Annotated in this window: 22 protein-coding genes and 1 pseudogene; 14 read left to right on the forward strand and 9 right to left on the reverse strand. The window is 72.9% G+C overall.

Annotated features, from left to right (window positions below):
• Positions 1 to 683 (forward strand): phosphatase PAP2 family protein (locus ACTT8P_RS32680; RefSeq protein WP_442835407.1); only part of this gene is annotated, 683 nt, incomplete at its 5' end.
• Here the strand turns inward: ACTT8P_RS32680 and ACTT8P_RS32685 are convergent.
• The 7 genes from ACTT8P_RS32685 to ACTT8P_RS32715 form a co-directional block, all read right to left on the reverse strand.
• Entirely contained in the window at positions 680 to 1,135 is a 456-nt protein-coding gene (locus tag ACTT8P_RS32685; RefSeq protein ID WP_442835408.1) for a hypothetical protein, read from the reverse strand. The genes ACTT8P_RS32680 and ACTT8P_RS32685 overlap by 4 nt on opposite strands.
• 161 nt (positions 1,136 to 1,296) lie before the next feature.
• A complete protein-coding gene (locus ACTT8P_RS32690; protein ID WP_442835409.1) occupies positions 1,297 to 2,709 on the reverse strand; it encodes an NAD(P)/FAD-dependent oxidoreductase in 1,413 nt (470 codons plus the stop codon).
• A gap of 3 nt (positions 2,710 to 2,712) precedes the next feature.
• Positions 2,713 to 3,513 (reverse strand): ABC transporter permease, encoded by an 801-nt coding sequence (locus ACTT8P_RS32695; RefSeq protein WP_442835410.1) that lies wholly within the window; start codon positions 3,511 to 3,513, stop codon positions 2,713 to 2,715.
• Positions 3,514 to 4,440, reverse strand: coding sequence for an ABC transporter permease (locus ACTT8P_RS32700; RefSeq protein ID WP_442835411.1), 927 nt, complete (start codon positions 4,438 to 4,440; stop codon positions 3,514 to 3,516).
• A complete protein-coding gene (locus ACTT8P_RS32705; protein WP_442835412.1) occupies positions 4,440 to 5,579 on the reverse strand; it encodes an ABC transporter ATP-binding protein in 1,140 nt (379 codons plus the stop codon). Before ACTT8P_RS32705 ends, ACTT8P_RS32700 begins: the two co-directional genes overlap by 1 nt.
• A 13-nt stretch (positions 5,580 to 5,592) precedes the next feature.
• On the reverse strand, positions 5,593 to 6,840 hold the full coding sequence (locus tag ACTT8P_RS32710; protein WP_442835413.1) for an ABC transporter substrate-binding protein: 1,248 nt from the start codon (positions 6,838 to 6,840) through the stop codon (positions 5,593 to 5,595).
• 125 nt (positions 6,841 to 6,965) lie between these two features.
• Positions 6,966 to 8,576 (reverse strand): gamma-aminobutyraldehyde dehydrogenase, encoded by a 1,611-nt coding sequence (locus ACTT8P_RS32715; RefSeq protein WP_442835414.1) that lies wholly within the window; start codon positions 8,574 to 8,576, stop codon positions 6,966 to 6,968.
• A gap of 213 nt (positions 8,577 to 8,789) precedes the next feature.
• Here ACTT8P_RS32715 and ACTT8P_RS32720 point away from each other — a divergent pair, with 213 nt between their 5' ends.
• Complete coding sequence (locus tag ACTT8P_RS32720) at positions 8,790 to 9,380, forward strand: NADAR family protein (RefSeq protein ID WP_442835415.1); 591 nt, start codon at positions 8,790 to 8,792, stop codon at positions 9,378 to 9,380.
• A 685-nt stretch (positions 9,381 to 10,065) separates the two neighbouring features.
• On the opposite strand, the gene ACTT8P_RS32725 is transcribed toward ACTT8P_RS32720, so the two are convergent.
• Complete coding sequence (locus ACTT8P_RS32725) at positions 10,066 to 10,953, reverse strand: DUF4190 domain-containing protein (RefSeq protein ID WP_442835416.1); 888 nt, start codon at positions 10,951 to 10,953, stop codon at positions 10,066 to 10,068.
• A 23-nt stretch (positions 10,954 to 10,976) separates the two neighbouring features.
• On the opposite strand from ACTT8P_RS32725, the pseudogene ACTT8P_RS32730 reads away from it, so the two are divergent.
• From ACTT8P_RS32730 to ACTT8P_RS32750, 5 genes and pseudogenes are all read left to right on the forward strand, one after another.
• A pseudogene (locus ACTT8P_RS32730) lies at positions 10,977 to 12,255 on the forward strand (adenosine deaminase).
• Complete coding sequence (locus ACTT8P_RS32735; RefSeq protein WP_442835417.1) at positions 12,252 to 12,968, forward strand: glycerophosphodiester phosphodiesterase; 717 nt, start codon at positions 12,252 to 12,254, stop codon at positions 12,966 to 12,968. The pseudogene ACTT8P_RS32730 and the gene ACTT8P_RS32735 overlap by 4 nt, the downstream one beginning before the upstream one ends.
• A 286-nt stretch (positions 12,969 to 13,254) precedes the next feature.
• A complete protein-coding gene (locus tag ACTT8P_RS32740; RefSeq protein WP_442835418.1) occupies positions 13,255 to 14,064 on the forward strand; it encodes an AfsR/SARP family transcriptional regulator in 810 nt (269 codons plus the stop codon).
• Positions 14,065 to 14,298: 234 nt separating this feature from the next.
• A complete protein-coding gene (locus ACTT8P_RS32745; RefSeq protein ID WP_442835419.1) occupies positions 14,299 to 15,873 on the forward strand; it encodes a class I adenylate-forming enzyme family protein in 1,575 nt (524 codons plus the stop codon).
• Positions 15,870 to 16,667 (forward strand): enoyl-CoA hydratase/isomerase family protein, encoded by a 798-nt coding sequence (locus ACTT8P_RS32750; protein WP_442835420.1) that lies wholly within the window; start codon positions 15,870 to 15,872, stop codon positions 16,665 to 16,667. The genes ACTT8P_RS32745 and ACTT8P_RS32750 overlap by 4 nt, the downstream gene beginning before the upstream one ends.
• 31 nt (positions 16,668 to 16,698) lie before the next feature.
• Here ACTT8P_RS32750 and ACTT8P_RS32755 read toward each other — a convergent pair whose 3' ends face one another.
• On the reverse strand, positions 16,699 to 18,126 hold the full coding sequence (locus ACTT8P_RS32755) for a gamma-aminobutyraldehyde dehydrogenase (protein ID WP_442835421.1): 1,428 nt from the start codon (positions 18,124 to 18,126) through the stop codon (positions 16,699 to 16,701).
• A gap of 169 nt (positions 18,127 to 18,295) precedes the next feature.
• Between ACTT8P_RS32755 and ACTT8P_RS32760 the strand changes: the two genes are divergently transcribed.
• From ACTT8P_RS32760 to ACTT8P_RS32790, 7 genes are all read left to right on the forward strand, one after another.
• A complete protein-coding gene (locus ACTT8P_RS32760) occupies positions 18,296 to 18,811 on the forward strand; it encodes an Lrp/AsnC family transcriptional regulator (RefSeq protein ID WP_442835422.1) in 516 nt (171 codons plus the stop codon).
• Positions 18,796 to 20,181: an aspartate aminotransferase family protein gene (locus tag ACTT8P_RS32765; protein ID WP_442835423.1), complete on the forward strand. Its 1,386-nt coding sequence runs from the start codon at positions 18,796 to 18,798 to the stop codon at positions 20,179 to 20,181. Before ACTT8P_RS32760 ends, ACTT8P_RS32765 begins: the two co-directional genes overlap by 16 nt.
• A gap of 177 nt (positions 20,182 to 20,358) precedes the next feature.
• Complete coding sequence (locus ACTT8P_RS32770; RefSeq protein WP_442835424.1) at positions 20,359 to 21,120, forward strand: ABC transporter ATP-binding protein; 762 nt, start codon at positions 20,359 to 20,361, stop codon at positions 21,118 to 21,120.
• Positions 21,102 to 22,436 carry a hypothetical protein gene (locus ACTT8P_RS32775; RefSeq protein ID WP_442835425.1) on the forward strand — a complete coding sequence of 445 codons (1,335 nt, stop codon included), beginning with the start codon at positions 21,102 to 21,104 and terminating at the stop codon, positions 22,434 to 22,436. The genes ACTT8P_RS32770 and ACTT8P_RS32775 overlap by 19 nt, the downstream gene beginning before the upstream one ends.
• Before the next feature lie 110 nt (positions 22,437 to 22,546).
• Entirely contained in the window at positions 22,547 to 22,954 is a 408-nt protein-coding gene (locus tag ACTT8P_RS32780) for a VOC family protein (protein WP_442835426.1), read from the forward strand.
• Positions 22,955 to 22,980: 26 nt separating this feature from the next.
• Positions 22,981 to 24,111 (forward strand): LOG family protein, encoded by a 1,131-nt coding sequence (locus ACTT8P_RS32785; RefSeq protein WP_442835427.1) that lies wholly within the window; start codon positions 22,981 to 22,983, stop codon positions 24,109 to 24,111.
• Between the two features lie 180 nt (positions 24,112 to 24,291).
• A complete protein-coding gene (locus ACTT8P_RS32790; RefSeq protein ID WP_442835428.1) occupies positions 24,292 to 24,993 on the forward strand; it encodes an LAETG motif-containing sortase-dependent surface protein in 702 nt (233 codons plus the stop codon).
• Positions 24,994 to 25,031 lie beyond the last annotated feature (38 nt).

Here is a 25,031-nt window from a genome sequence, read left to right on the forward strand (position 1 = left end):
CCACCCCCCCTGTTCCGGGGCGGCCGACCTTCTCCCCCCTCTTTCTCCTGCTCCCCCTCGTGCTCTTCGCGCTGATCACCTGGCAGGTCGTCGCGGACGGTCCGCTGCTGCGCGCGGACCAGCGGGTGAGCCGGGCCCTGGTCCGGCCGGACCGGTTCTCCGAACTCCTCTCCGACCTCGGCAACACCCAGGTCGCGCTGCCCGTCCTCGCGCTCGCGCTGGTCTGCGCCGCCTGGCACGGCCGGGCCGCCGGCGCGGACCGCTGGTGGCTGCCGCCCGTCGCCGGCGCGCTGCTGATGGCGCTGGTACCGGCCCTGGTCGTGCCGCTCAAGGTGTGGACCGACCGCCCCGGCACCCCGGCGGTGGCGCCGGGCACCGGCTACTTCCCCTCCGGCCACACCGCCACCGCCCTCGTCGCCTACGGCACGGCCGTCCTGCTGCTCCGGCCCCTGCTGCGCTCGCCCGCCGCCCGCCGCTGCCTGGGCCTGGCCGGCGCGGTCCTGGTCCTCGGCGTCTCCTACGGGCTGGTCCGGCGCGGCTATCACTGGCCACTGGACGTGGTGGCCAGCTGGTGCCTGTTCGGGGCCGGACTGGGCGCTCTGCACCTGCTGCTGAGCCGCCGCCGTACCGAGGAACACCACCGCCGTCCCGAGGAACACCACCGCCGTCCCGAGGAACGCTAGCTCTCTTCCTGTCCCGCGAGGCCGGCCGCCGCCTCGTGCATCGCCAGTTCCAGCAGGGCCGGATCGGTGAGGGTGCCGGAGCCGTCCGGCGGTACCAGCCAGCGGATGCCGCCGACCGACAGCCGGCCGGGGTAGGGGACGACGATCCAGGTGCCGGCCCCGGCCGTCCGCACGCCGGTGCCCAGCCAGCGCGCCGCGGTGCCCGGCGGTACGAAGAACCCGGCGCGCGCGTCGCCGAAGTCGGCGAGCACCGGGCCGGGCCGGTCCAGGATCCGGGTCAGCACGTCGAGGGTGAGATGGCCGAGCCGGCTCGGCAGGATGAGTACGTCCCAGGCCCGGCCGGCCGGCAGCAGGGCGATCCCCAGGGGGTTGCGCTCCCACTCCAGCCGGCAGACCTCGGGATCCGGTGCGACGGATGCCAGCCACTGTGCCGCCGTCTTCGCCCCAGGCATGTGGGGACCTCCCTTTCGGTCGTGGACGCGGGTGCGTCACGAGGGAGAGGGAGGTCACCGGCGGGCATTACGCGGCTTGGCGCGTCCCGCGGGGGTGAAGCGGGTCGCACCCCGCGACACCGGCGCGCACGCCCCGGCGCTCGCACCCGCGGAGCTACGGGTCAGCTGTCGAAGCCCAGTCCGAACCGGTCCAGGGTGCGCAGCCACAGGTTGCGGCGGCCGCCGTGCGCGTCCGCGCGGGCCAGCGACCACTTGGTCAGCGCGATCCCGGTCCAGGCGAACGGCTCCGGCGGGAACGGCAGCGGCTTCCTGCGCACCATCTCCAGCTCGGTGCGCTCGGTCCGCTCCCCCGCCAGCAGGTCCAGCATCACCTCGGCGCCGAACCGGGTCGCGCCGACCCCGAGCCCGGTGTACCCGGCGGCGTAGGCGACCCGCCCCTGGTGGGCGGTGCCGAAGAACGCCGAGAACCGGGAGCAGGTGTCGATCGCGCCGCCCCAGGCGTGGGTGAAGCGGACCCCGGCCAACTGCGGGAAGCAGATGAAGAAGTGCCCGGCCAGCTTGGCGTGGGTGGCGGGCCGGTCGTCGTACTCGGCGCGCACCCGGCCGCCGTAGTGGTGGACCGCGTCGTAGCCGCCCCACAGGACGCGGTTGTCGGCGGAGAGCCGGAAGTAGTGGAACTGGTTGGCGCTGTCGGCCAGGCCCTGCCGGCCGCGCCAGCCGACCGAGGCGAGTTGGTCGTCGGTGAGCGGCTCGGTCATCAGGGCGTAGTCGTAGACCGGGACGGTGTAGGAGCGGACCCGCCTCAGCAGGTTGGGGAAGACGTTGGTGCCGAGCGCGACCGTGCGGGCCCGGACCGTGCCGTACGGGGTGCGTACGGCCATCCCGGCGCCGTACGGCTTCAGGGTGAGCGCCGGAGTGTGCTCGTAGACCCGGACGCCGAGGCGGCGGCAGGCCCGCTTCAGGCCCCAGACCAGTTTGGCGGGGTTGAGGACGGCGACGCCCCGGCGGTCGTACAGGCCGCCGAGGAAGGTCGGGGAGTCGACCTCGGCGCGGACCGCGTCGGCGTCCAGGTACTCGACGTCCTCGGCGAGGCCGTGCCGCCGGCTCTCCGCGTGCCAGGCCGTCAGCTCCTGGAGCTGGTGCGGCTCGGTGGCGAGGTCGATCTCGCCGGTGCGTTCGAAGTCGCAGTCGAGGTGGTGGCGGGCGACGGCGGACTCGATGGCGTCGAGGTTGCGGGCGCCCAGTTCCTCCAGCTTGTGGATCTCGCCCGGCCAGCGGGCCAGGCCGTTGGCCAGGCCGTGGGTGAGGGAGGCGGCGCAGAAACCGCCGTTGCGGCCGGAGGCGGCCCAGCCCACCTCCCGGCCCTCCACCAGGACGACGTCCCGCCCCGGGTCGCGCTCCTTGGCGAGCAGCGCGGTCCACAGGCCGCTGTACCCGCCGCCGACCACCAGCAGGTCGCAGCTCTCGGCGCCGGTGAGGGCGGGCTCGGGGCGGGGGCGGCCGGGGTCGTCCAGCCAGTACGGGACCGGCTGGGCGTCGGCGAGGGCAGTGGTCCAGTCACTCCTGAGCTGCATGGTTCACGCCTTGGGTTTGGTCCGGCGATTGCTGATGACCATCGAGACGAGGACGAACAGTACGGCGATGACGAACATCGCCGTCCCGATGACATTGATCTGAACGGGGGTGCCGCGCTGTGCCGAGCCCCAGACGAACATGGGGAAGGTGACGGTCGAACCCGCGTTGAAATTGGTGATGATGAAATCGTCGAAGGAGAGCGCGAAAGCGAGCAGCGCGCCCGCGGCTATTCCGGGCGCGGCGATCGGCAGGGTGACGCGGACGAAGGTCTGGAACGGGCCGGCGTAGAGGTCCCGGGCGGCTTCTTCCAGTTTCGGGTCCATCGACAGGACCCGCGCCTTGACCGCCGTCACCACGAAACTGAGGCAGAACATGATGTGGGCGATCAGGATCGTCCAGAAACCGAGCTGGGCGCCCATGTTGAGGAACAGCGTGAGCAGCGAGGCGGCCATCACCACCTCGGGCATCGCCATCGGCAGGAAGATCAGCGAGTTCACGGCGGAGCGGGCCCGGAACCGGTAGCGGACCAGCGCGAAGGCGATCGCGGTGCCCAGCGCGGTGGCGCCGAGCGTCGCCCAGAAGGCGAGCTGGAGGCTGAGCGAGAGCGAGCCGCACAGGTCGGCGACCCCGCACGGGTCCTGCCAGGCGTCCGTCGAGAAGTCCTGCCATTCGTAATTGAACCGGCCGACGGGTTTGTTGAAGGAGAACACCGTGACGACGACGTTCGGCAGCAGCAGATACGCGAGCGTCAGCAGTCCGGCGAGGACGACCAGATTGCGCTTGAGCCAGTTGACGAAGGCCATTTACACCAGATCCTCCGTGCCGGACTTACGGATGTAGAGGGTGACCATGACGAGGATCGCGGCCATCAGGATGAAGGAGAGCGCGGCGGCGGTCGGATAGTCCAGGACGCGCAGGAACTGGGTCTGGATGACGTTGCCGACCATCCGGGTGTCGGTGGAGCCGAGCAGGTCGGCGTTGACGTAGTCGCCGGTGGCCGGGATGAAGGTGAGCAGCGTGCCGGAGACCACGCCCGGCATGGAGAGCGGGAAGGTCACCTTGCGGAAGGTGGTGACGGGCCGCGCGTACAGGTCGCCGGCCGCCTCGTGCAGCCGGCCGTCGATGCGCTCCAGGGAGGTGTACAGCGGCAGCACCATGAAGGGCAGGAAGTTGTACGTCAGACCGCAGACCACCGCGAGCGGCGTGGCCAGCACCCGGTCGCCGGCCGTCCAGCCGAGCCAGCCGGTCACGTCCAGGACGTGCAGGGTGTTGAGCGCGCCGACCACCGGGCCGCCGTCGGCGAGGATGGTCTTCCAGGCCAGGGTGCGGATCAGGAAGCTGGTGAAGAACGGCGCGATCACCAGGATCATGATCAGGTTCCGCCAGCGGCCCGCGCGGAACGCGATCAGGTACGCCAGCGGGTAGCCGAGCAGCAGGCACAGCACGGTCGCGGCGGCGGCGTAGGCGACCGAGCGCAGGAACTGCGGCCAGTACTCCGCCAGGGCGTCCCAGTAGGTGGCGAAGTGCCAGGTGACCCGGTAGCCGTCCTCCAGCGAGCCGGTCTGCACCGAGGTGGACGCCTGGTAGACCATCGGCAGGGCGAAGAAGACGAGCAGCCAGAGGATGCCGGGCAGCAGCAGCCAGTACGGGGTCCAGCGGGCGCGCCGGCGGGGAGCCGCGCGGTCCGGTTCCGGTGCGGTGGGCGGAGTCTCGGTGAGCGTGGCGGTCATCAGGCCGCCTCTTCCACTCCGGCGTCCGCGTCCTGCGCGGCGTCCAGGGCGAAGGTGTGCGCCGGGCTCCAGTGCAGGACGACCTCGGCGCCGGGGATTAGGCGCGGGTCGCGGTCGACGTTCTGGACGTAGACCGCGAAGTCGCGGCAGACGGGGCTGTCGACGACGTACTGCGTGCGGACGCCGATGAAACTGGCGTCGGCGATGGTGCCGGTGATGCGGTTGCGGCCGGCCGGGACGGTGCCGGCGTCGGCGGCGTGGGTGAGGGAGATCTTCTCCGGGCGGACCCCGGCCAGGATCCGGCCGCCGGCGGGGGTGGGGGCGGTGCAGCGCGCGGCGGGGAGGACGAGCTTTCCGCCGCCCGCCCTGAGCACGACGTCCTCGCCGGTGCGGCTGTCGACCTCGGCCTCGATGAAGTTGGAGGTGCCGAGGAAGTTGGCGACGAAGGTGGTGCGCGGGTGCTCGTAGAGGTCGGTGGGCGGGCCGAGCTGTTCGACCCGGCCCGCGTTCATCACGGCGACCGTGTCGGCCATCGTCATGGCCTCCTCCTGGTCGTGCGTGACATGGACGAAGGTGATGCCGACCTCGGTCTGGATGCGCTTGAGCTCCAGCTGCATCTGCCGGCGCAGCTTCAGGTCGAGGGCGCCGAGGGGTTCGTCGAGCAGCAGCACCTTGGGGTGGTTGATCAGGGCGCGGGCCACCGCGACGCGCTGCTGCTGGCCGCCGGAGAGCTGGTGCGGCTTCTTGCGGGCCTGCTCGCCGAGCTGGACCAGGTCGAGCATCTCGCCGACCTGCTTCTTGACCGACTTGATGCCGCGCCGGCGCAGGCCGAAGGCGACGTTCTCGAAGACGTCGAGGTGCGGGAAGAGGGCGTAGGACTGGAAGACGGTGTTCACCGGGCGCTTGTACGGCGGCAGGTGGGTCACGTCCTGGTCGCCGAGGTGGACGGTGCCGCAGGAAGGTTCCTCCAGGCCGGCGATCATGCGCAGGGTGGTGGTCTTGCCGCAGCCGGAGGCGCCGAGCAGGGCGAAGAAGGAGCCCTCGGGGACGGTCAGGTCCAGCGGGTGCACGGCGGTGAAGGAGCCGTAGGTCTTGCCTATGCCGGCCAGGCGGACGTCGCCGCCGTTCTCGTTCGTCATCTGGGTCACTGGGTCACGCCCCCGTCAGCTTCGCGAACTTGGCCTCGTACGCCGTCTCTTCCTTCGAACTGAGCGAGCGGAAGGCGCGGGACTTCGCCTGCATGGCCTGGTCCGGGATGATCAGTGGATTCGCCGCCGCGTCCGGGTCGATCTTCGCCAGTTCTTCCTTGACGCCGTCGACCGGACAGACGTAGTTGATGTAGGCGGCGAGTTCGGCGGCGGCCTTCGGCTCGTAGTAGTAGTCGATGAGGCGTTCGGCGTTCGCCTTGTGCCGGGCCTTGCTCGGGACCAGCAGGTTGTCGCTGGAGGTGACGTAACCGCTGTCCGGGATGAGAAAGTCGACGTCCGGGTTGTCCGCCTTGAGCTGGACCACGTCGCCGGCCCAGGCCAGACAGGCGGCGAAGTCGCCCTTGCTGAGGTCGGAGGTGTAGTCGTTGCCGGTGAAGCGGCGGATCTGACCGCTGTCGACGGCCTTCTGGAGCCGGGCGACGGCCGCGTCGTAGTCGTCGTCGGTGAAGGCGCCCGGGTCCTTGTCCATGTCCAGCAGGGCCATGCCCATCGTGTCGCGCATCTCGGTCAGCAGGCCGACCCGGCCCTTGAGCTTCGGGTTGTCCAGGAGGTCGGAGAGGGACTTCACCGCTACGCCGTCCAATGCCTTCTTGTTGTAGGCGATGACGGCGGATATGCCCTGCCAGGGGTAGGAGTAGGCGCGGCCCGGGTCCCAGTCGGGGGTGCGGAACTGGGGCGAGAGGTTGGCGAAGGCGTGCGGCAGGTTGGCCGGGTCGAGCTTCTGCACCCAGCCCAGGCGGATCAGCCGGGCGGCCAGCCAGTCGGTGAGGACGATCAGGTCCCGGCCGGTGTCCTGGCCGGCGGCGAGCTGCGGCTTGATCTTGCCGAAGAACTCGTTGTTGTCGTTGATGTCCTCGGTGTACTTCACGCTGATGCCGGTGCGGCGGGTGAAGGTGTCGAGGGTGGGGTGCTTCTTGCCGCTGTCGTCGACGTCCATGTACTCGGTCCAGTTGGAGAAGTCGATCTCCTTCTCCTGGTCCGAGTGGTCCTCGGCGGAGGTGCCGCCCTCCTTGGTGCCGGCGGCGGGGATGCCGCAGGCGCTCAGCGCGGCGGCGGCGCCGACGGTGAGCGTGCCGGCGGCGGACGCGCGCAGCAGCGAGCGGCGGGTCAGGGCGGCCCGGCCGTTGCGCATGCTGCGCCGCATGGCGGCCACTTGGGCCGGGGAGAGACGGGCTGGCTCGTACTGCTCCATGCGTGTGGGGCCCTTTCGGCAGACGGGAGGAGCGGAGGACGGGGGGCGGGGGCGGGGGGCGGGGGGTGGCTGGCGGGCCGGGGGCGGGGGGCGGGGGGTGGCTGGCGGGCCGGGGGCGGGAGGGGCTAGCGGTCTCCGAAGACGGTGCGGTGCCAGTCCTTCGCGGGGGTCGCGGTGTTGTCGAACATGACATGCTTGAGCTGCGTGTACTCCTCGAAGGAGTAGGCGGACATGTCCTTGCCGAAGCCGGACGCCTTGTAGCCGCCGTGCGGCATCTCGCTGATGATCGGGATGTGGTCGTTGACCCAGACGCAGCCCGCCTTGATCTCGCGGGTGGCGCGGTGGGCGCGGTAGACGTCCCGGGTCCAGGCGGAGGCGGCGAGGCCGTACGGGGTGTCGTTGGCGAGGCCGATGCCCTCGTCGTCGGTGTCGAAGGGCAGCACGACCAGGACCGGGCCGAAGATCTCGGCCTGGACCGCCTCGCTGTCCTGGGCGGCGTCGACGATGAGGGTGGGACGGTAGTAGGCGCCGTCCTTCAGGTGCTCGTCGTCGGGGATCTCGCCGCCGGTCACCACGCGGGCGTAGCCGCGGGCCCGGTCGACGAAGCCGGCGACGCGGTCCCGGTGGGCGTGGCTGACCAGCGGGCCGAGGTCGGTGCCGGGGGCGAAGGGGTCGCCGAGGCGGACGGTTCGCATGAGGGCGGCGGTGCGGTCGACGAACGCGTCGTAGTGGGGGCGTTGGACGTAGGCGCGGGTGGCCGCCGTGCAGTCCTGGCCGGAGTTGATGAGGGCGGCGGCGACCGCGCCGTGGGCGGCGGCCTCCGGGTCGGCGTCGTCGAAGACGAGGAAGGGGGCCTTGCCGCCGAGTTCCAGGTGCAGGCGCTTGAGGGTGGCGGTGGCTGTCTCCGCGACGCGTTTGCCCACGGCGGTGGAGCCGGTGAAGGAGGTCATCGCCACGTCGGGGTGGCCGACGAGGTGCTCGCCCGCCTCCGGGCCGGTGCCGGCGACGATGTTGATGACGCCGGCGGGGAGGCCGGCCTCGGTGGCGGCCTGGGCGAACATCAGGGCGGTGAGCGGGGTGTTCTCGGCGGGCTTGAGAACGATGGTGTTGCCGGCGGCGATCGCCGGGAGGATCTTCCAGGCGGCCATCTGGAGCGGGTAGTTCCAGGGGGCGATGGAGCCGATGACGCCGAGGGGTTCGCGGCGTACGTAGGAGGTGTGGTCGGCGGAGTACTCGCCGGCCGACTGGCCCTGGAGGTGGCGGGCGGCGCCGGCGAAGAAGGCGGCGTTGTCGACGGTGCCGGGGACGTCGAACTCGCGGGTGAGCTTGAGGGGTTTGCCGCACTGGAGGGACTCGGCGCGGGCGAGATCCTCGGCGTGGTCGGCGAGGACGGCGGCGAACCGGTGCAGGGCGTCGGAGCGTTCGGCGGGCGTCGCGCCGGCCCAGGCGGGGAACGCGGCGCGGGCGGCGGCGACGGCGGCGTCGACGTCGGCCGGGGCGGCGAGGCGGTAGCTGAGGACCGGGGTGCCGGTGGCCGGGTCGACGACGGTGTACGTGCGGTCGGAGGTGCCGTGGGTGAGACGGCCCGCGATGTACTGGGCCCCGGCCGCGAAGCGGTGCTGTGCGCGGTCCTGTGCGCGGTGCTGTGCGCGGTCCTGTGCGCGGTCCTGTGCGCGGTCCTGTGCGCGGTCCTGTGCGGGGAAGCGGTCCTGGGTGGCGTTGCCCGGGTGGTGCATGTCGGCTCTCCTCGGTGTCCCCGGTGGTGGGGGCCGGCGTGGCTCGAACTCGATGTGGGTGCCGATCCTGACAGAGCGATGGGCCTCCAACAAGTGATTCCGTTGTTGCCTTTTGGTTACGCGACGGAATCCGATGAAACGGGTGGACCGGGTGTCGAGTCGGTGCGGAAAAGGGGGGACGGAGTGTCAGTGGTGCGTGCCACAGTGGCGTGTATGGGAGAGGTGACGGAGGCGTTGGACAGCAGGGAAGCGCTGGTCGCGGCGGTGCGGGCGGGGGCGCGGGTGAAGTACCTGTGGTTCTGGGGGCACCGATCGGGTCCGGACGGGCGGGTCGGGGCGGGCTGTCTGAGTCAGTGGTGGCCGTCGCCGTTCACGGTGGGCGGGGTGGCGTACGCGAGCGCCGAGCACTGGATGATGGCCGGCAAGGCGCGGCTGTTCCGGGACCCGGAGGCGGAGCGGCGGGTGCTGGCGGCGGGGCATCCCGCCGAGGCGAAGAAGGCGGGGCGGCTGGTGCGGGGCTTCGACGAGGCGATATGGGAACGGGAGCGGTTCGGGATCGTCGTCGAGGGCAGCGTCCACAAGTTCGCGACGGACACGGCGCTGCGGGAGTTTCTGCTGGGTACGGGGGACCGGGTACTGGTGGAGGCCAGTCCCGTCGACCGGGTGTGGGGCATCGGCCTCGCGGCGACGGACGAGCGGGCGGGCGATCCGGAGCGGTGGCGGGGGGCGAACCTGCTGGGCTTCGCGTTGATGGAAGCGCGGGCGAGGCTGCGGGGTGGGGGGTTGCGGGCCGTGGTGAGGTGAGGCCTGCGGCGGCCTGCGCGGGTGGGGTGGGGGTGCGCGTAGCGCCCACTGGTGGGTTGTGGGTCGGGGCCGGGGCGGGGGGTGTCCGTCCTCGGAACGGCGCGGAATCGGTCTCCTACGGGGGTGAACCGGGTCGACGCGCCAACCGCTGCGGGCGAACACCCCCCACCCCGTCCCCTTCCCGCCGTACGCGACTGCGGGTACGTCCCCGGTGGCCGCGACACCTGCGACGCCCGACGCCGACTCCGGACCCGCCTTCCGAGTCCCGCGCGTGCGCGTACAGCCCTGGTGCCTCCCACGCCTGCCACGGCGACTACGGAACCGCTCCCCGAGCCCCCGCGCGCCGCATTCCCCACGCCCCCACGTCCTAAGACCGGCACGGGCGGCACGGGCGGCGTGGGCGGCACGGGCGGCGCGGGCGGCGCGTGGCCGCGGACAGTACGCGGCCACGGGCAGTACGCGGCCGCGTCACCGCGGGCAATCGTGCCTCCCCCAGTGCCTGAACGGCCTGGGAGGTACCCCAGGGGCGGCACGGGTGGGCGATGGGGGTCCCCCCGCTCGAGCGCAGCCGAGAGTGGGGGAGGCACCCCGTCGCGCCGGGCTGCGCCACGCCCCCGGCCCAGCTCAACGCCGGTGCCCCGGCGACGCGGGACCAGCGCACCTGGGCCCGCCCCCGCCGACAGCCCTACCCGCTCGTGAAGATCAGGACCGCGAATCCGACCCCCAACGCGACCCCGAAAGAACCGCAGATGATGCCGGCCAGTGCCTGGCCGGAGTTGGTGGCCTCGCCCCTGCGCGCCTTCGCCCGGCCGACCGCGCCGAAGACGATGCCCAGCACCCCCGCCAGGATGGCGAACGGCCACATGCAGAAACCGACGGCCGCGATGATCCCGAGGACGAGACCGGCCGTGCCCATGCCGTTCCTCGGCGGCAGCGGCCCCAGGCCCTGCCAGCCGTAGTAGCCCTGTGGCTGCGGACCGGCACCGTAGCCGGGGCCGGGGCCATGGGCTGGATAGTTGTAGGCACCGGGGTAGCCGTAAGGGAGCCGGCCGGGTCCGTCAGGGCTGATCGGCGGCGGGGGGACGACGGGGCTGCCCTGGCCACCGTGCCCCTGCCCCTGCCCCTGCCCCTGCGACGACGCCGGCGGTGCGAAGGGGTTGGCGGGACCGGCGGGGCGCACGTCGGAGGCCGGCGCGGCGAACGGATCGCCTCCCGAGCCCGTATGCGTCCTCGCATCCGCACCCGACGGCGTCGCCCACGGCTGCGACGGAGGCGGCGGCGTAGGCGCCGCGTCGGACGGCTGGTCGCCCAAGGTGGGTATGGAGGTGACCGTCTGGTGGTCCGGCTCGGGGACGGACGGGGACGGCCACGGCGTCGAGGCCGGCGGCGTCGGATCATCCGGCACGGGCACCGGCACCGGCCGCCCCGAGCCACCGGACGCGTCCGGATCCTCGTTGACCGGCGGCGGCCACAACTTGCCGCCCGCGCCCGGCACCGCGTCTCTTCGCCCCGCACCGGGCGGCGCTGTCGGTCCGTGCGCGTCGGCTTCCGGCGTCTGCGCGTCGTCGGACATGCGCGGGTCCCCTCTGTTCGAACGTGCCGTCATGCTACGGCGCGTACCCGTCCGGCGGGCCCCCGGCCTACGATGATCCCCGAGTCGCCGATCAGCCGATCACCAGCGCCCCGCCGGACACCACCCGGCCGCCGGGCGCCCCGTTCCGGGGAGGAACCCTTGACCGAGAACACCGAGCGAGCCGAGCGCACCGGACGGACCGGGAGCGGCGCGCAGCCGCAGGACCCCGGGCACGGCCCGCGCCCCGAGCACCTCGTCAGCTCCGGCGTCCCGCGCGACCTGCGCTCCTTCATCGCCGGTCTGCCCAAGGCCGAACTGCACGTCCACCACGTCGGCTCCGCCTCCCCCCGGATCGTCGCCGAACTCGCCGCCCGGCACCGTGACTCCGAGGTACCCGCCGACCCCGAGGCGCTGGCCGAGTACTTCACGTTCACCGACTTCGCCCACTTCATCAAGGTCTACCTGTCGGTCGTCGACCTGATCCGCACCCCGGAGGACGTCCGGCTGCTGACCTACGAGGTGGCCCGGGAACTGGCCCGGCAGCAGGTCCGGTACGCCGAGCTGACCCTGACCCCGTTCTCGTCCACCCGGCGCGGTGTCGACGAGCGCGGCTTCATGGACGCGATCGAGGACGCCCGCAAGGCGGCCGAGGCCGAGTTCGGGACCGTACTGCGCTGGTGCTTCGACATTCCGGGCGAGGCGGGAACGGAGGCCGCCGAGGAGACGGTCCGGCTGGCCACCGACGACCGGATCCGGCCCGAGGGGCTGGTCTCCTTCGGGCTCGGCGGGCCCGAGATCGGCGTGCCGCGCCCGCAGTTCAAGCCGTACTTCGACCGGGCGATCGCCGCCGGGCTGCGCTCGGTGCCGCACGCCGGGGAGACCACCGGCCCGGAGACCGTGTGGGACGCGCTCACCTACCTGCGCGCCGAGCGGATCGGACACGGCACCTCCTCGGCGCAGGACCCGAAGCTCCTCGCCCACCTCGCCGAGCACCGGATTCCGCTGGAGGTGTGCCCGACGTCGAACATCGCCACCCGCGCGGTGCGCACCCTGGACGAGCACCCGATCAAGGAGTTCGTGCGCGCCGGGGTGCTGGTGACGGTCAACTCCGACGACCCGCCGATGTTCGGCACCGATCTGAACAACGAGTACGCCGTCGCCGCCCGACTGCTGGACCTGGACGAGCGCTCTCTCGCCGAGCTGGCGAAGACCGCGGTGGACGTCTCCTTCCTCGACCCGGCGGGCAAGGCCCGGATCGGTGCGGAGATCGACGCCTACACCGCGACCTGGCTCACCTCATGACCGAAGTGATCGCCGTGGCGCATCGCGGCGATCCCTACCGGGTCCGCGAGAACACCCTCGCCTCGCTGCGCTCCGCGCTCGCCCGCGGCGCGGACGCGGTGGAGATCGACGTACGGCTGACCCGGGACGGCGTGCCCGTGCTGCTGCACGACGAGACGCTGACCCGGCTGTGGGAGCGGGACCGGCCGCTGGCCGCGCTCACGGCCGCCGAGGTACGGGAGTTGACGGAGGGGCGGGTGCCCACGCTGGCCGAGGCGCTCGCCGCGGCCGGCGGACACCGGCTGATGGTGGACCTGCCCGGCGCGCCCGGCGTCCGGGCGGTCCGGCGGATCGTGGACGTGGTGCGCGAGTGCGGCGCGGGCGACCGGGTGTACTACTGCGCGGGGGCCGCCGCCATGCTCGCCGTGCGGGCAGCCGACCCGGCCGCCGAGATCGCGCTGACCTGGACCACCCTGGCGCCGCCCCGGCCCGCCCTGCTGGCCGCCGTCCGGCCGCGCTGGCTCAACTACCGCTGGACGCTGGTGGACCGGGCGCTGTCCGAGCGGGTGCGCCGGGACGGTTACCTGCTCTCCGTCTGGACGCCCGACACCCGACGTGCCATGCGCCGGCTGATCGGTCTGGGCGTCGACTCGATCACCACCAACCGGGTCGACGTGCTGGGCGCCGTGCGCGCGGCGTCCGGGCGGGCGCTCGCAGGCGCGCACGGCGCGTAAGGAACGCGGGCCGGGCGGGGTGCGCCCGGTGGGCCGTCGGTAATCGGACAAGGTGCGCGGGACGCGGGGATACGCCCGGGGCGGCACGGGCGACGGCGGCGGCACCGGCGGGCGCGGGTACCGGCGATCACCTCTGTCGGCGGGGAACCGGAACGTCCACTCCACAGGTGGCCGGTTCGCTCTCCCGAGTTCTTGACCGTGAAATTGACGCGTGGATACGTTCTGTAGCGGACTGAACACGCAGCGTGTTCGGCTTGGTTCGGGGTTTTCTACGGGTGGGGGAACTGTGGATGTCGAGGTTCTCGGACATGTGGCGCTACGGGTGGGGGAGGACCGCAGGACACCGAGCGCGCCCAAAGCCCGCCAGGTCCTGGCGCTCCTGCTGGTCAACGCCAACCGGCTGGTCAGCACGGACGCGCTGATCGAGGAGCTGTGGGCCGAGCGGCCGCCGCGCAGCGCGCTGAGCGCCTTGCAGACGTATGTCTTCCAGGTGCGCCGGCTGCTCGGGGAGCTGGTTCCCGACACCCCGCCCAAGAGGATCCTCATCACCACGCCGAACGGCTACGAGTTCCGGGCCGATCCGGCCCGGGTGGACCTCCAGCGCTACGAGCGGCACCGGCTGGCCGGGCAGCGGGCGTTCCACGGCGGGGACAACCTGGCCGCCGTCGAGCAGTTCCGCGCGGCGCTGCACGTCTTCTCCGGCCCGCCGCTGGCCAATGTGCGGCGCGGCATGCGGCTGGAGGCGGAGCTGGTGCGGCTGGCGGAGAGCCGGACCGGCGTACAGGAGACCAGGATCGAGGCGGAGCTCGAACTGGGCCGCCAGCACGAGGTGCTCAGCGAGCTGAGCGGGCTCGCCTCGCGGCATCCGCAGCACGAGGGGTTCCACCGGCAGCTGATGCTCGCGCTGTACCGGTGCGGCAGGCGTCCGCAGGCCCTGAAGGTGTACGACCGGCTGCGGCAGTCCCTGGTGGCCGAACTGGGGCTGGAGCCGTCGCGGGACCTGCGCACCCTCCAGCGGGCGATCCTGTGCGCGGACCCGGGGCTGGACGCCGCCGGCGACCGGAGTCCGTTGCGGCCGGCGGTCCCGGCCCGCTGACCGGGCCGTCACGGGTCGCCCCAAAAAAAGAGCTGCCGCGTCTCGTGGAACAGCGCAACGCCGGTCAACGCGTCCTCCTCGGTGCCGTCAGCGTCGACGGTGGCAGGCGGCGCTCGGCGCCGGGTGAAGGCGGGGGCAATCCGGGCGAGACCGTCCGGTGAGGCGGCGTTGCCCGTCCCACGAGCCGCCGGTGGTGGCCTGGTGGGCGACCGACGACGCGACGGAGGCGGCGCCATGAACCTCGACGACGTCCCGCACCGCACCGCCGTACCGCGTTGGGGGACCTTGCGGGACCTCGTGACGGACGCGGCGTCCCGGTACGGGGACCGGGAGTTCCTGCGCTGCGCGGACCGGACGCTCTCCTTCCGGGCGGCCGACGCGCGCGGTGCCGACCTGGCGCGGAAGCTGGCCGGGCACGGCGTCCGGCCCGGCGACCGGGTGGCGATCCTGCTGGGCAACGGTGCGGACTGGCCGCTGAGCTGGCTCGGCGTCGTCAAGGCCGGTGCCGTCGCGGTGCCGGTCGACGCCCGCTGCGGCGCCTTCGACCTGCGGCACGTCCTGCACGACTGCCGGGCCGCCCTGGTCCTGACCGCCCCCGGCCTGGCGGCGCTCGCCCGCCGGGCGGCCGGCGGCCTCGGCCGGCCCTGCGCGGTCCGTACCCTGCCCGGCCTGGACGCCGCCGGCCGCCGCGGCGACCTCCCCCGCCTGCTCGCCCGCACCGACGCCACGGTGGGCCTCCAGTACACCGCCGGCACCACGGGCTTTCCGAAGGCGTGCGTCCTCACCCACGACTACTGGCTGCGCACGGCGTGGGGGATCGCCGCCGGGGCCGGGCTGCGCCGCGCCGACGTGGTCCTGACCGCGCAGTCCTTCGCGTCCGTCGGTCCGCAGTGGCAGACCGTGATGTGCCTGATGGCCGGGGTGCCGCTGGTGGTCCTCGAACGTTTCTCGGCCGCCGGGTTCTGGGACTCCGTACGCCGGCACGGGGCCACCGTGACCCATGTGGTGGGCGGCATGCCGACGCTGCTGCACAAGCAGCCGCCGCGCCCCGCCGACCGCGAGCACGCCCTGCGGCTGGTGCTGTGCTCCGGCATCCGGCCCGAGCGGCACCGGGAGTACGAGGAGCGCTGGGGCGCCCGCTGGCGGGAGCTGTACGGGTCCACCGAGAGCGGGCTCGACCTGATCTCGCCGGTGGATGCGGAGAGCGCGGTCGGCAGCGGGGCACTGGGGCGGGCGCCGGCCGGCAAGCGGATCGTCGTCGCCGACGAGCGCGGGGAGCGGGTGGCGCCGGGTGCGGCCGGGGAGATCCTGGTGCGCGGCCGGCCCATGATGAAGGGCTACTGGAACGGCGCGGAGGCCACCGCCCGGGTGTTCCGCGGCGGCTGGTACCACACCGGCGACCTGGGCGTCGCGGACCCGGCCGGGCGGGTCCGGCACGCCGGGCGGCTCGCGGACCTGATCCGGCGCGGCGGCGAGCAGATCGCCCCGGCCGAGGTGGAAGCGGTCCTGGAGGCGCATCCGGCGGTGCTGGCGGCGGCCGTCGTCGGCATCCCCGACCAGCTGTCCGGCGAACTGCCCAAGGCGTTCGTCCGGTTGCGGCCCGGCACCCCGCCCACCGCGCCGACGGCCCGGTCCCTGCTGGCGCACGCCCGCCGGCGGCTGGCCCGGCCCGCGGTCCCGGCCTACCTGGAGTTCGTCGGCTCCTTCCCCACCACCGCCTCGGCCCGGATCCGCAAGCATCTGCTGCTGCGGCCCGGCGACGACCAGCGCGGCGGGGCGTTCAGCACCGCGGCGGACGGGTGGGTGTGACCGCCGGGGCGCGGCCCGAGGTCACCGCCGACCTCGCGGTCACCGTCGTGGCCGAGGTCGCCGTCGTCGCCCTGGACCGGCCCGCGAAGCTCAACGCCCTGACCCGGGCGATGCGCCGGGACCTGGCGACCCTGCTGCGCCACTACGGCGACGGGCGGCAGGTGCGGGGCGTGGTCCTCACCGGGCGGGGGCGGGCCTTCTCCGCCGGGCCGGAACTGCGCGAGACGGCGACGGGACCGACCGGGAACCGTGCGGCCGGGACGGGAGCGTCGGCCGCAATGAATCCGTGCGCCGGGACCGAAACGAACCCGGCCGCCGAGATGGACCTCTTCAACGCCGTCACCCTGGCCGCGCTGGCCGCCGAGGTCCCGGTGGTGGCCGCCGTGGGCGGTCTCGCCGTCGGCGGCGCGGCCGAACTGGCGCTGAGTCTGGACGCCCGGGTCGGCACCGCGCACGCGGCGTTCGCCTGGCCGGCCAACGGCCTCGGGCTGACCGTGTCCAACGCGGCCAGCCTGTTCCTGCCCCGGCTCACCGGCGGTGCCCAGGCGCTGCGCCTGGTCATGGAAGGTGCCCGCGTCGACGCCCTGCGGGCGTGGCGGCTCGGTCTGCTCGACGAACTCGTCGGCCCCGACGACGACCTGGTTCCGGCCGCCGTCCGGCTGATCCACCGCTGGACGCCGCCGGGCTCGTCGGCCGCCGCCCACCTGCGGCTGCTGCGCCCGTCGCCGCACGCGGTCCGGCGGGCCATGCGCCGGGAGAAGGCCGCCCTCGCGCGGACGGTGCCGCCCGCGTGAGGACACGCCCTCTCCCGGGCGGCGGCGCCGCTCACCCCTCCAACGACGTCATCACATGCTTCACCCGCGTGTAGTCGTCGAACCCGTAGGCCGAGAGGTCCTTGCCGTACCCGGACTTCTTGAAGCCGCCGTGCGGCATCTCCGCGACCAGCGGGATGTGTGTGTTGATCCACACGCACCCGAAGTCCAGCCGCCGGGACATCCGCATCGCCCGTCCGTGGTCCTTCGTCCACACCGAGGAGGCCAGCGCGTAGTCGACCCCGTTGGCCCACTCCACCGCCTGCTCCTCGTCCCGGAACGCCTGCACGGTGATGACCGGCCCGAAGACCTCCTGCTGCACGATCTCGTCGTCCTGCTTCAGCCCGGAGACGACGGTCGGCGCGTAGAAGTAGCCCTTGTCGCCGACCCGGTGGCCGCCCGCCTCGACCTTGGCGTGCGCGGGCAGCCGCTCGATGAAGCCGGCCACCTGCTGGAGCTGGCTGGGGTTGTTGAGGGGCCCGTAGAGCACGTCCTCGTCGTCCGGCTGCCCGGTCTTCGTCTCGGCCGCCGCCTTCGCCAGCGCGGCCACGAACTCGTCGTGGATCGCCTCGTGCACCAGCACCCGGGTGGCCGCCGTGCAGTCCTGCCCGGCGTTGAAGAAGCCCGCCTCCGAGATGCCCGCGACGGCGCCCGCGATGTCGGTGTCCTCGAAGACCACGACCGGCGCCTTGCCGCCCAGCTCCAGGTGGACCCGCTTCAAATCCTTGGACGCCGACTCGGCGACCGCCATGCCGGCCCGCACCGACCCGGTGATGGAGGCCATCGCCGGGGTCGGGTGCTCGACCATCAGGCGGCCGGTGTCACGGTCGCCGCAGATGACGTTGAAGACGCCCTTGGGCAGGATCGCGCCGATGATCTCGGCGATCAGGACGGTGGAGGCGGGCGTGGTGTCGGACGGCTTGAGGACGACCGTGTTGCCCGCCGCCAGCGCCGGCGCGAACTTCCACACGGCCATCATCATCGGGTAGTTCCACGGCGCGACCTGCGCGCAGACCCCGATCGGCTCACGGCGCACGAAGGAGGTCAGGCCCTCCATGTACTCGCCGGCGCCGCGTCCCTCCAGCATCCGGGCCGCGCCCGCGAAGAAGCGGATCTGGTCGACCATCGGCGGGATCTCCTCGGTGCGGGTCAGCCCGATCGGCTTGCCCGTGTTCTCCACCTCGGCCGCGATCAGGTCCTCGGCCCGCTCCTCGAACGCGTCCGCGATCTTGAGGAGGGCCTTCTGCCGCTCGGCCGGGGTGGTGTCCCGCCAGGCCGGGAAGGCCGCGGCGGCGGCCGCCATGGCCGCGTCCACGTCCGCCCGCCCGGACAGCGGCGCGGTCGCGTACGCCTCGCCCGTGGCGGGGTTGACCACCTCGGTGGTCCGTCCGTCGGCGGCGTCCCGGAACTCGCCGTCCACGTAGTTGCGTAGCTTGCGCACTGCCGGCCCTCCAAGAACTTGGATGTGTCCAATGGCTGAGACACCCACACTAATCGGACGGCCGACGTTTTCAACACCCCCACTCCCCTACTGGTTGCGAAATCCGCAGACTGAGACCTCGTAGACAACGGATTTCATCGATACGACCTTGCGGAACCGTCGATCCGTCGTGCACAGTGAAGCCGTGGCCAGTCGAAGCGCAGACCAGAAGGGCTCCCGCGAGTCCCGGACCGGCGGTCCCCAGTTGGACGCCGTCTCCCTCGCGATCGTCGAGCAGCTCCAGGAGGACGGCCGCCGGCCGTACGCCGCCATCGGCAAGGCCGTCGGCCTGTCCGAGGCGGCCGTGCGCCAGCGCGTGCAGAAGCTGCTCGACCAGGGCGTGATGCAGATCGTCGCCGTCACCGACCCGCTCACCGTGGGCTTCCGCCGGCAGGCGATGGTGGGCGTCAACGTGGAGGGCGACGTGGAGTCGGTCGCCGACGCGCTGGCCGCGATGTCCGAGTGCGAGTACGTCGTGATGACCGCGGGCTCCTTCGACCTCATGGTGGAGATCGTCTGCGAGGACGACGACCACCTGCTGGACGTCATCAACAAACGCATCCGGGCCGTCCCCGGCGTGCGCTCCACCGAGAGCTTCGTTTACCTGAAGCTCAAGAAGCAGACCTACATGTGGGGAACCCGATAACCGTGAGCACCGACAAGGACCTCAGCAAGGCCGCCTACGACCACCTGTGGATGCACTTCACCCGCATGTCGTCGTACGCGAACGCGCCCGTCCCCACCATCGTCCGTGGCGAGGGCACCCACATCTACGACGACAAGGGCAAGCGCTACCTCGACGGCCTCGCGGGCCTGTTCGTGGTCCAGGCCGGGCACGGCCGCACCGAGCTGGCCGAGACCGCCATGAAGCAGGCCCAGGAGCTGGCCTTCTTCCCCGTGTGGTCGTACGCCCACCCGAAGGCCGTGGAGCTGGCCGAGCGGCTGGCCCACGAGGCCCCCGGCGACCTGAACAAGGTCTTCTTCACCACCGGCGGCGGCGAGGCGGTGGAGACCGCCTGGAAGCTCGCCAAGCAGTACTTCAAGCTGATCGGCAAGCCCACCAAGTACAAGGTGATCTCCCGGGCCGTGGCCTACCACGGCACCCCGCAGGGCGCCCTGTCCATCACCGGCCTGCCCGCCCTGAAGGCGCCCTTCGAGCCGCTGGTGCCGGGCGCGCACAAGGTGCCGAACACCAACATCTACCGGGCCCCGATCCACGGTGACGACCCGGAGGCGTTCGGCCGCTGGGCCGCCGACCAGATCGAGCAGCAGATCCTGTTCGAGGGCCCGGAGACGGTCGCGGCCGTCTTCCTGGAGCCGGTGCAGAACGCGGGCGGCTGCTTCCCGCCGCCGCCCGGCTACTTCCAGCGGGTGCGCGAGATCTGCGACCAGTACGACGTGCTGCTCGTCTCGGACGAGGTCATCTGCGCCTTCGGCCGGCTCGGCACCACGTTCGCCTGCGACAAGTTCGGCTACGTGCCGGACATGATCACCTGCGCCAAGGGCATGACCTCGGGCTACTCCCCGATAGGCGCCTGCATCGTCTCGGACCGGCTGGCCGAGCCGTTCTACCAGGGCGACAACACCTTCCTGCACGGCTACACCTTCGGCGGCCACCCGGTCTCCGCGGCGGTCGGCGTCGCCAACCTCGACCTGTTCGAGCGCGAGGGCCTCAACCAGCACGTCCTGGACAACGAGGGCAACTTCCGCGCCACCCTGGAGAAGCTCCTCGACCTGCCGATCGTCGGCGACGTGCGCGGCAACGGCTTCTTCTACGGCATCGAACTGGTCAAGGACAAGCACACCAAGGAGTCCTTCACCGACGAGGAGACCGAGCGGGTCCTGTACGGCTTCCTGTCGAAGCAGCTGTTCGAGAACGGCCTGTACTGCCGCGCCGACGACCGCGGCGACCCGGTCGTCCAGCTCGCCCCGCCGCTGATCTCCAACCAGGAGACGTTCGACGAGATCGAGCAGATCCTGCGCGCGACCCTGACGGAGGCGTGGACGAAGCTCTGACGATCGTCCTTCCGCATCGTCCTTTCGCATCGTCGTTCTGGAAGATCATCTACGGCCCCGGTGCCGCCCGTTCGAGTGAGAAACGGCGGCCCGGGGCTGTGTGCTGTCCGTGGCCGCCGCGGTCAGTCCCTAGCGTGCCGGTGACGCGGAAACGGATCCAGAACGAGGTGTACGCGCATGGTGGCTCCGCCGGACAACGACGTGATCCGGGCCAGCGCCCTGCACTTCGCGCACCGCGACGGCTCCCCCGCGCTCCAGGGCGTCTCCCTCGGCGTCCGCAAGGGCGAGGTGCTCGCCGTGCGCGGCCCGCGCGGCAGCGGCAAGACGGCGCTGCTGCGCTGCCTGGCCGCACTGGCCCGGCCGCAGCGCGGCGAGGTCTGGTTCGACGGTGTCGCGGTGCACGAACTGGGCGCGCTCGGCCGGGAGCGGCTACGCCGCGACCGGTTCGGCTGGATCGACTCCGCCCCGGTACTCGTGCCCGAGCTGAACGTCTGGGAGAACGCCGCCCTGCCGCTGATGCTGCGCGGCACCGGCCGGCGCCGGGCCCGGCAGGCCGCCCTGGAGTGGCTGGAGCGACTGGATGTCGCCGGGAAGGCCCGGCTGCGCCCGCACGAGCTGCGGCAGGCGGAGCGGCAGCGGGTGTGCATCGCCCGCGCGCTCGCCGTCGTCCCCTCGGTGCTGTTCGCCGACGAACCGGCCGCGCCGCTGCACCGCGCCGAGAGCGCCCAGGTGCTGCGCACGCTGACCACGGCGGCCCGCTCGCACGGCGTCACCGTGGTGCTCGCCGACCAGGGGCCGCGGGAGGCCGCCCTCGCCGACCGTACGGTGACGCTGCTGGACGGCCGCCGGGTACGGACCCTGCACCTGCCCCCGGAGCCCGCGGCCGGCTCCGGTCCGGCCGCGACGGAAGGCCGGGCGGCGTGCTCGCTCTCCGCCTGACCCGCGCCGCGGGACCCGCCGTCCAGCTGCGCCGGCTGCTGGTGGTGGCCGCCGCCGCGGGCACCGGCTTCCTGCTGCTGTGCTCGCTGGGCCACGCGCTGACCCACCCGGACACCGCCGGCGGCTCCGCCCTCCGGCTGGCCTGGTGCGCGGCGCCGCTGGCCGCCACGGTGTACCTGGCGGTGGCGGTGGCCCGTACCGACCCGGGCACCCGGCCCCGTACCGGACTGTCCGCGATCGGCCTCGGGCCCGGCCGGCTGATGGCCGTCTCGGCGGCCACCACGGCCGCGGCCGGCACCCTCGGCTCGCTCGTGGCACTGCTGCTCTTCCTCCAGGTGCGCGGCGACCTGACCGGGCGGCCCGCCGGCGGCGCCCTCGCCGACACCTACGCGGTGGGCCTGCCGCTGCCGCTCCCGGCGGTTCTGACCCTGCTGGCGCTGGTCCCGGCGGCGGCGTCGGCGGCGGTGGCCGTGACACTGCGCCCGAGCGACCGCCGCCCCGCCCCGGCGGGCGGCACCGGACGGCGGTACGGCCGCTTCGGGGCGTACGGCCTGGCGGCCCGGGAGACCTTCGGGGCGTACGGCCGCTTCGGCGCCCGCCGGGCGGCGACACCGGCCGGCAGCCCGGCCGCGACCGCGGCCATGACGGCTACGGCCACGGCGGCGAGCGCGACCCCCACCCCGGCCTTCGCATCCGGTTCCACCCCCACTCCTGCCCCCACCGCCCTCCCCCGCCCCGCCACCGCCGACCTCCCCTGGGGCGTCGCCGTGCTCGCCGCCGGACTGGCCGTCGAGACGATGGCGGACCGGGCCGGCGACCCCGGCGCCCCCGCCGCCGGTGTCCTCGTCGGCTGGGCGCTGACCGCCCTCGGCCTGGCGCTGGCCGGCCCCGGCCTCACCCAGCTGTGCGGGCGCCTGCTCCAGGCGGTCCGGCCGGGTGCGGTGCGGCTGCTGGCCGGACGGGTCCTGATGGAGGAGGCGCAGCGCATCGGCCGCCCCCTCGGCGTGGTCTGCGCGGTCGCCTCGGCGGCGTACGCGGCGGCGGCGCTGCACGGCGCGGACGGGTCGTCGTTCGGCCCGCTCAGTACCCTCGGCGGCCTGCTGGTGGCGGGCTGCGCGGTGGCCACCTTGCTGACCACGGCCGTGGAGACCAAGCAGGCCCGCGCCGACGCGACCGGCGCGCTGCTGCGGCTCGGGGCGCCGGCCACGGTGCTGCGCGGGGCCGCCGTGCTGCGCAGCGCCGTCCTGCTCGCCGTGTTCGGCCCGCTGACCCTGGCGGTCGCGGAACTGGCGGCGCTGCCGCTGACCCGTTCCTGAAGCGGCCCGTTCGCAAAAAAGACCGAAGAAAACTCGTCGATGCGCGATGAGTTCGGGGCCGGCCCCGGGTCTACTCCTGTGAACGGCATGACACCGACGGGAGAGGCCCCATGTACCAGCAGATGATCTTCGTGAACCTGGCCACCACCGACCTCGACGCCGCCAAGAGGTTCTTCACCGGGCTCGGGTACTCGATCAACGCCCAGTTCAGCGACGACTCGACCGCGTCCATCCCGCTCAGCGACACCATCGTGGTCATGCTGCACACCCCGCAGAAGTACGGCGTGTTCACGAAGAAGGACATCATCGACTCCCGCAAGAGCAGCGAGGTGCTGCTCGCGCTGAGCGCCGAGAGCCGCGAGAAGGTCGACGAGCTGGTCGACAAGGCGGTCGCGGCCGGCGGCACGGTCACCGGCGAGACCCAGGACCACGGCTTCATGTACGGCCGCGCCTTCGACGACCTCGACGGCCACACCTGGGAGGTCGTGTGGATGGACCCGGCCGCGGTGCAGAGCTGAGGAAGGCCCGCCCCTAGCATGAGCGGGTGGATGACATATCGACGCCCGCTCAGCCGTACCACGCCGCCCACGACCGGGAGATCGAGTCCCTCGCCGAGTTCGACGAGGTGCTCGCCCGCGGCGGGGGCCTCGCGCACTACCGGGTCCAGGCCGTCGACCTGACGGACCGTACGGACGCGCTGCTGACCGCCGAGGCGGCCGGCGCCGTCTTCCTCGGCTGCCCGATGGACGACGCGGCCGCCACCGCCGTACGCGCCGCCGGCGCCCTGGTGTTCCCGCCGGTGCCCGGCCTGCCCTTCGACCCGTACCGCGCGTTCCTCTACTCGCCCGACGAGCTGTACGCCTCCCTGGCCAAGGGCTACGAGGCGACGCCGGACGCGCTGGCCTACGCCTGGTTCCAGCGGACCAGGGCGGACGGCGACATCTTCGCCTCCATGCTGCGCGCCGTGCACGACGACGCCGTCTCCGACGCGGTCGACGAACTCCTCGTCGGCGCCGAGGTGGTGGGCGTCATGGGCGGGCACGCGATGGCGCGCGGCACCGAGGCGTACGCCGGCGCGGCGCGGCTCGGGCGCGAGCTGGCCCGGGCCGGCTTCACCGTGGCCACCGGCGGCGGACCCGGCGCGATGGAGGCGGCCAACCTCGGCGCCTACGCCGCCCCGTTCGACGACTCGATGCTGGACGAGGCGCTGCTGCTGCTCGCCGCGGCGCCCTCCTTCACGCCGTCCATCGGCGCGTGGGCGGGCGCCGCCTTCGCGGTCCGCGAGCGCTGGCCGGACGGCGGTCCCTCGGTCGGCATCCCGACCTGGTTCTACGGCCACGAGCCGCCCAACGCCTTCGCCGCGCACATCGCCAAGTACTTCGCCAACGCCACCCGCGAGGACGGCCTGCTGGCCCGCTGCAACGCGGGGGTCGTCTTCCTGCCGGGCGCCGCCGGGACCGTACAGGAGGTCTTCGACAACGCGACGCCGAACTACTATGAGTCGCGCGGCGAACCCACCCCCATGGTGCTGGTGGACCAGGCGCACTGGACCGAGCGGCTGCCCGCGTGGCCGCTGCTGCGGGCGCTGGCCGGGGGCCGTTCGATGGAGTCGCGGATCGCGCTGGTCGACCGGATCGAGGAGGCGCCGGCGGCGCTGAAACTTATCCGAAGTTAATAAGAGGGCAAAGCCAACGGCCCACGGGCGCATATGCGTTGACACTGCCGGTGCACTGCCAATAGACCTGTGAGTCTCCTGGGGCCACGGTGTCGCGGAAGCGTGAAGCAAGCGTGACGTGGGACCAGCGGCCCCGGGCAACCCCCCGCATCCAGCATCCGGTAAAGGACCAACGTGCCCCTGCCCATACTCAGAAGTGCGGCGTCCCGCCGTAGCGTTCGTGCCCTCGGTGTGGCGACCGCCGCGGTCGCCCTGGCCGTCGGCGCCGCCGGCAACGCGCTCGCCTGCAACATCGGCGAGTTCAGCGCCGCCGCCACGTGCGACGGCACCAAGGGCGTCATCACCGTCACCGATGTGGACTCCGCCGGTGTCAAGGCGACCGTCACCGTCTTCCGCCAGACCGACGGCGGCGAGGAGAAGGTCGGCGAACAGGAGGTGAAGGGCTCCAAGAACGGCGAGACCATCACCTTCGCCGAGGACTGGAAGCCGAGCGCGGAGTACCGCGTCCACGTCGTGGCCAAGCCGTACGTCGACGAGGACATCAAGCCGAACCTCGTCACGCCGGCCACCGCCTGCGGCGGCGGCGAGGAGGAGGAGTCCCCGACTCCGACGCCGTCCGAGTCGTCCTCGACCCCGGCCGAGGAGGAGTCCGAGACCCCGGCTCCGTCGACGCCGGCGGCCTCGGCGAGCGAGTCCACCGTTCCGGCGGCGGACACCGCGAGCAACGCGCCGTCGCCCGCGGCCGGTGACTCCAACCTCGCCGAGACCGGCGCCGACTCCAACACCGGCATGATCGCCGGGATCGCGGCCGCCCTGGTCGTGGTCGGCGGTGGCGCGGTGTTCTTCGGCATGCGCCGCCGTGGCGCGAAGACCGAGAGCTGACGTCACGTCATTTCCGGTGGTGGCCCGTCCCCCGCACC

This window comes from Streptomyces sp. JW3, assembly GCF_052216785.1.
Lineage (GTDB): Bacteria > Actinomycetota > Actinomycetes > Streptomycetales > Streptomycetaceae > Streptomyces.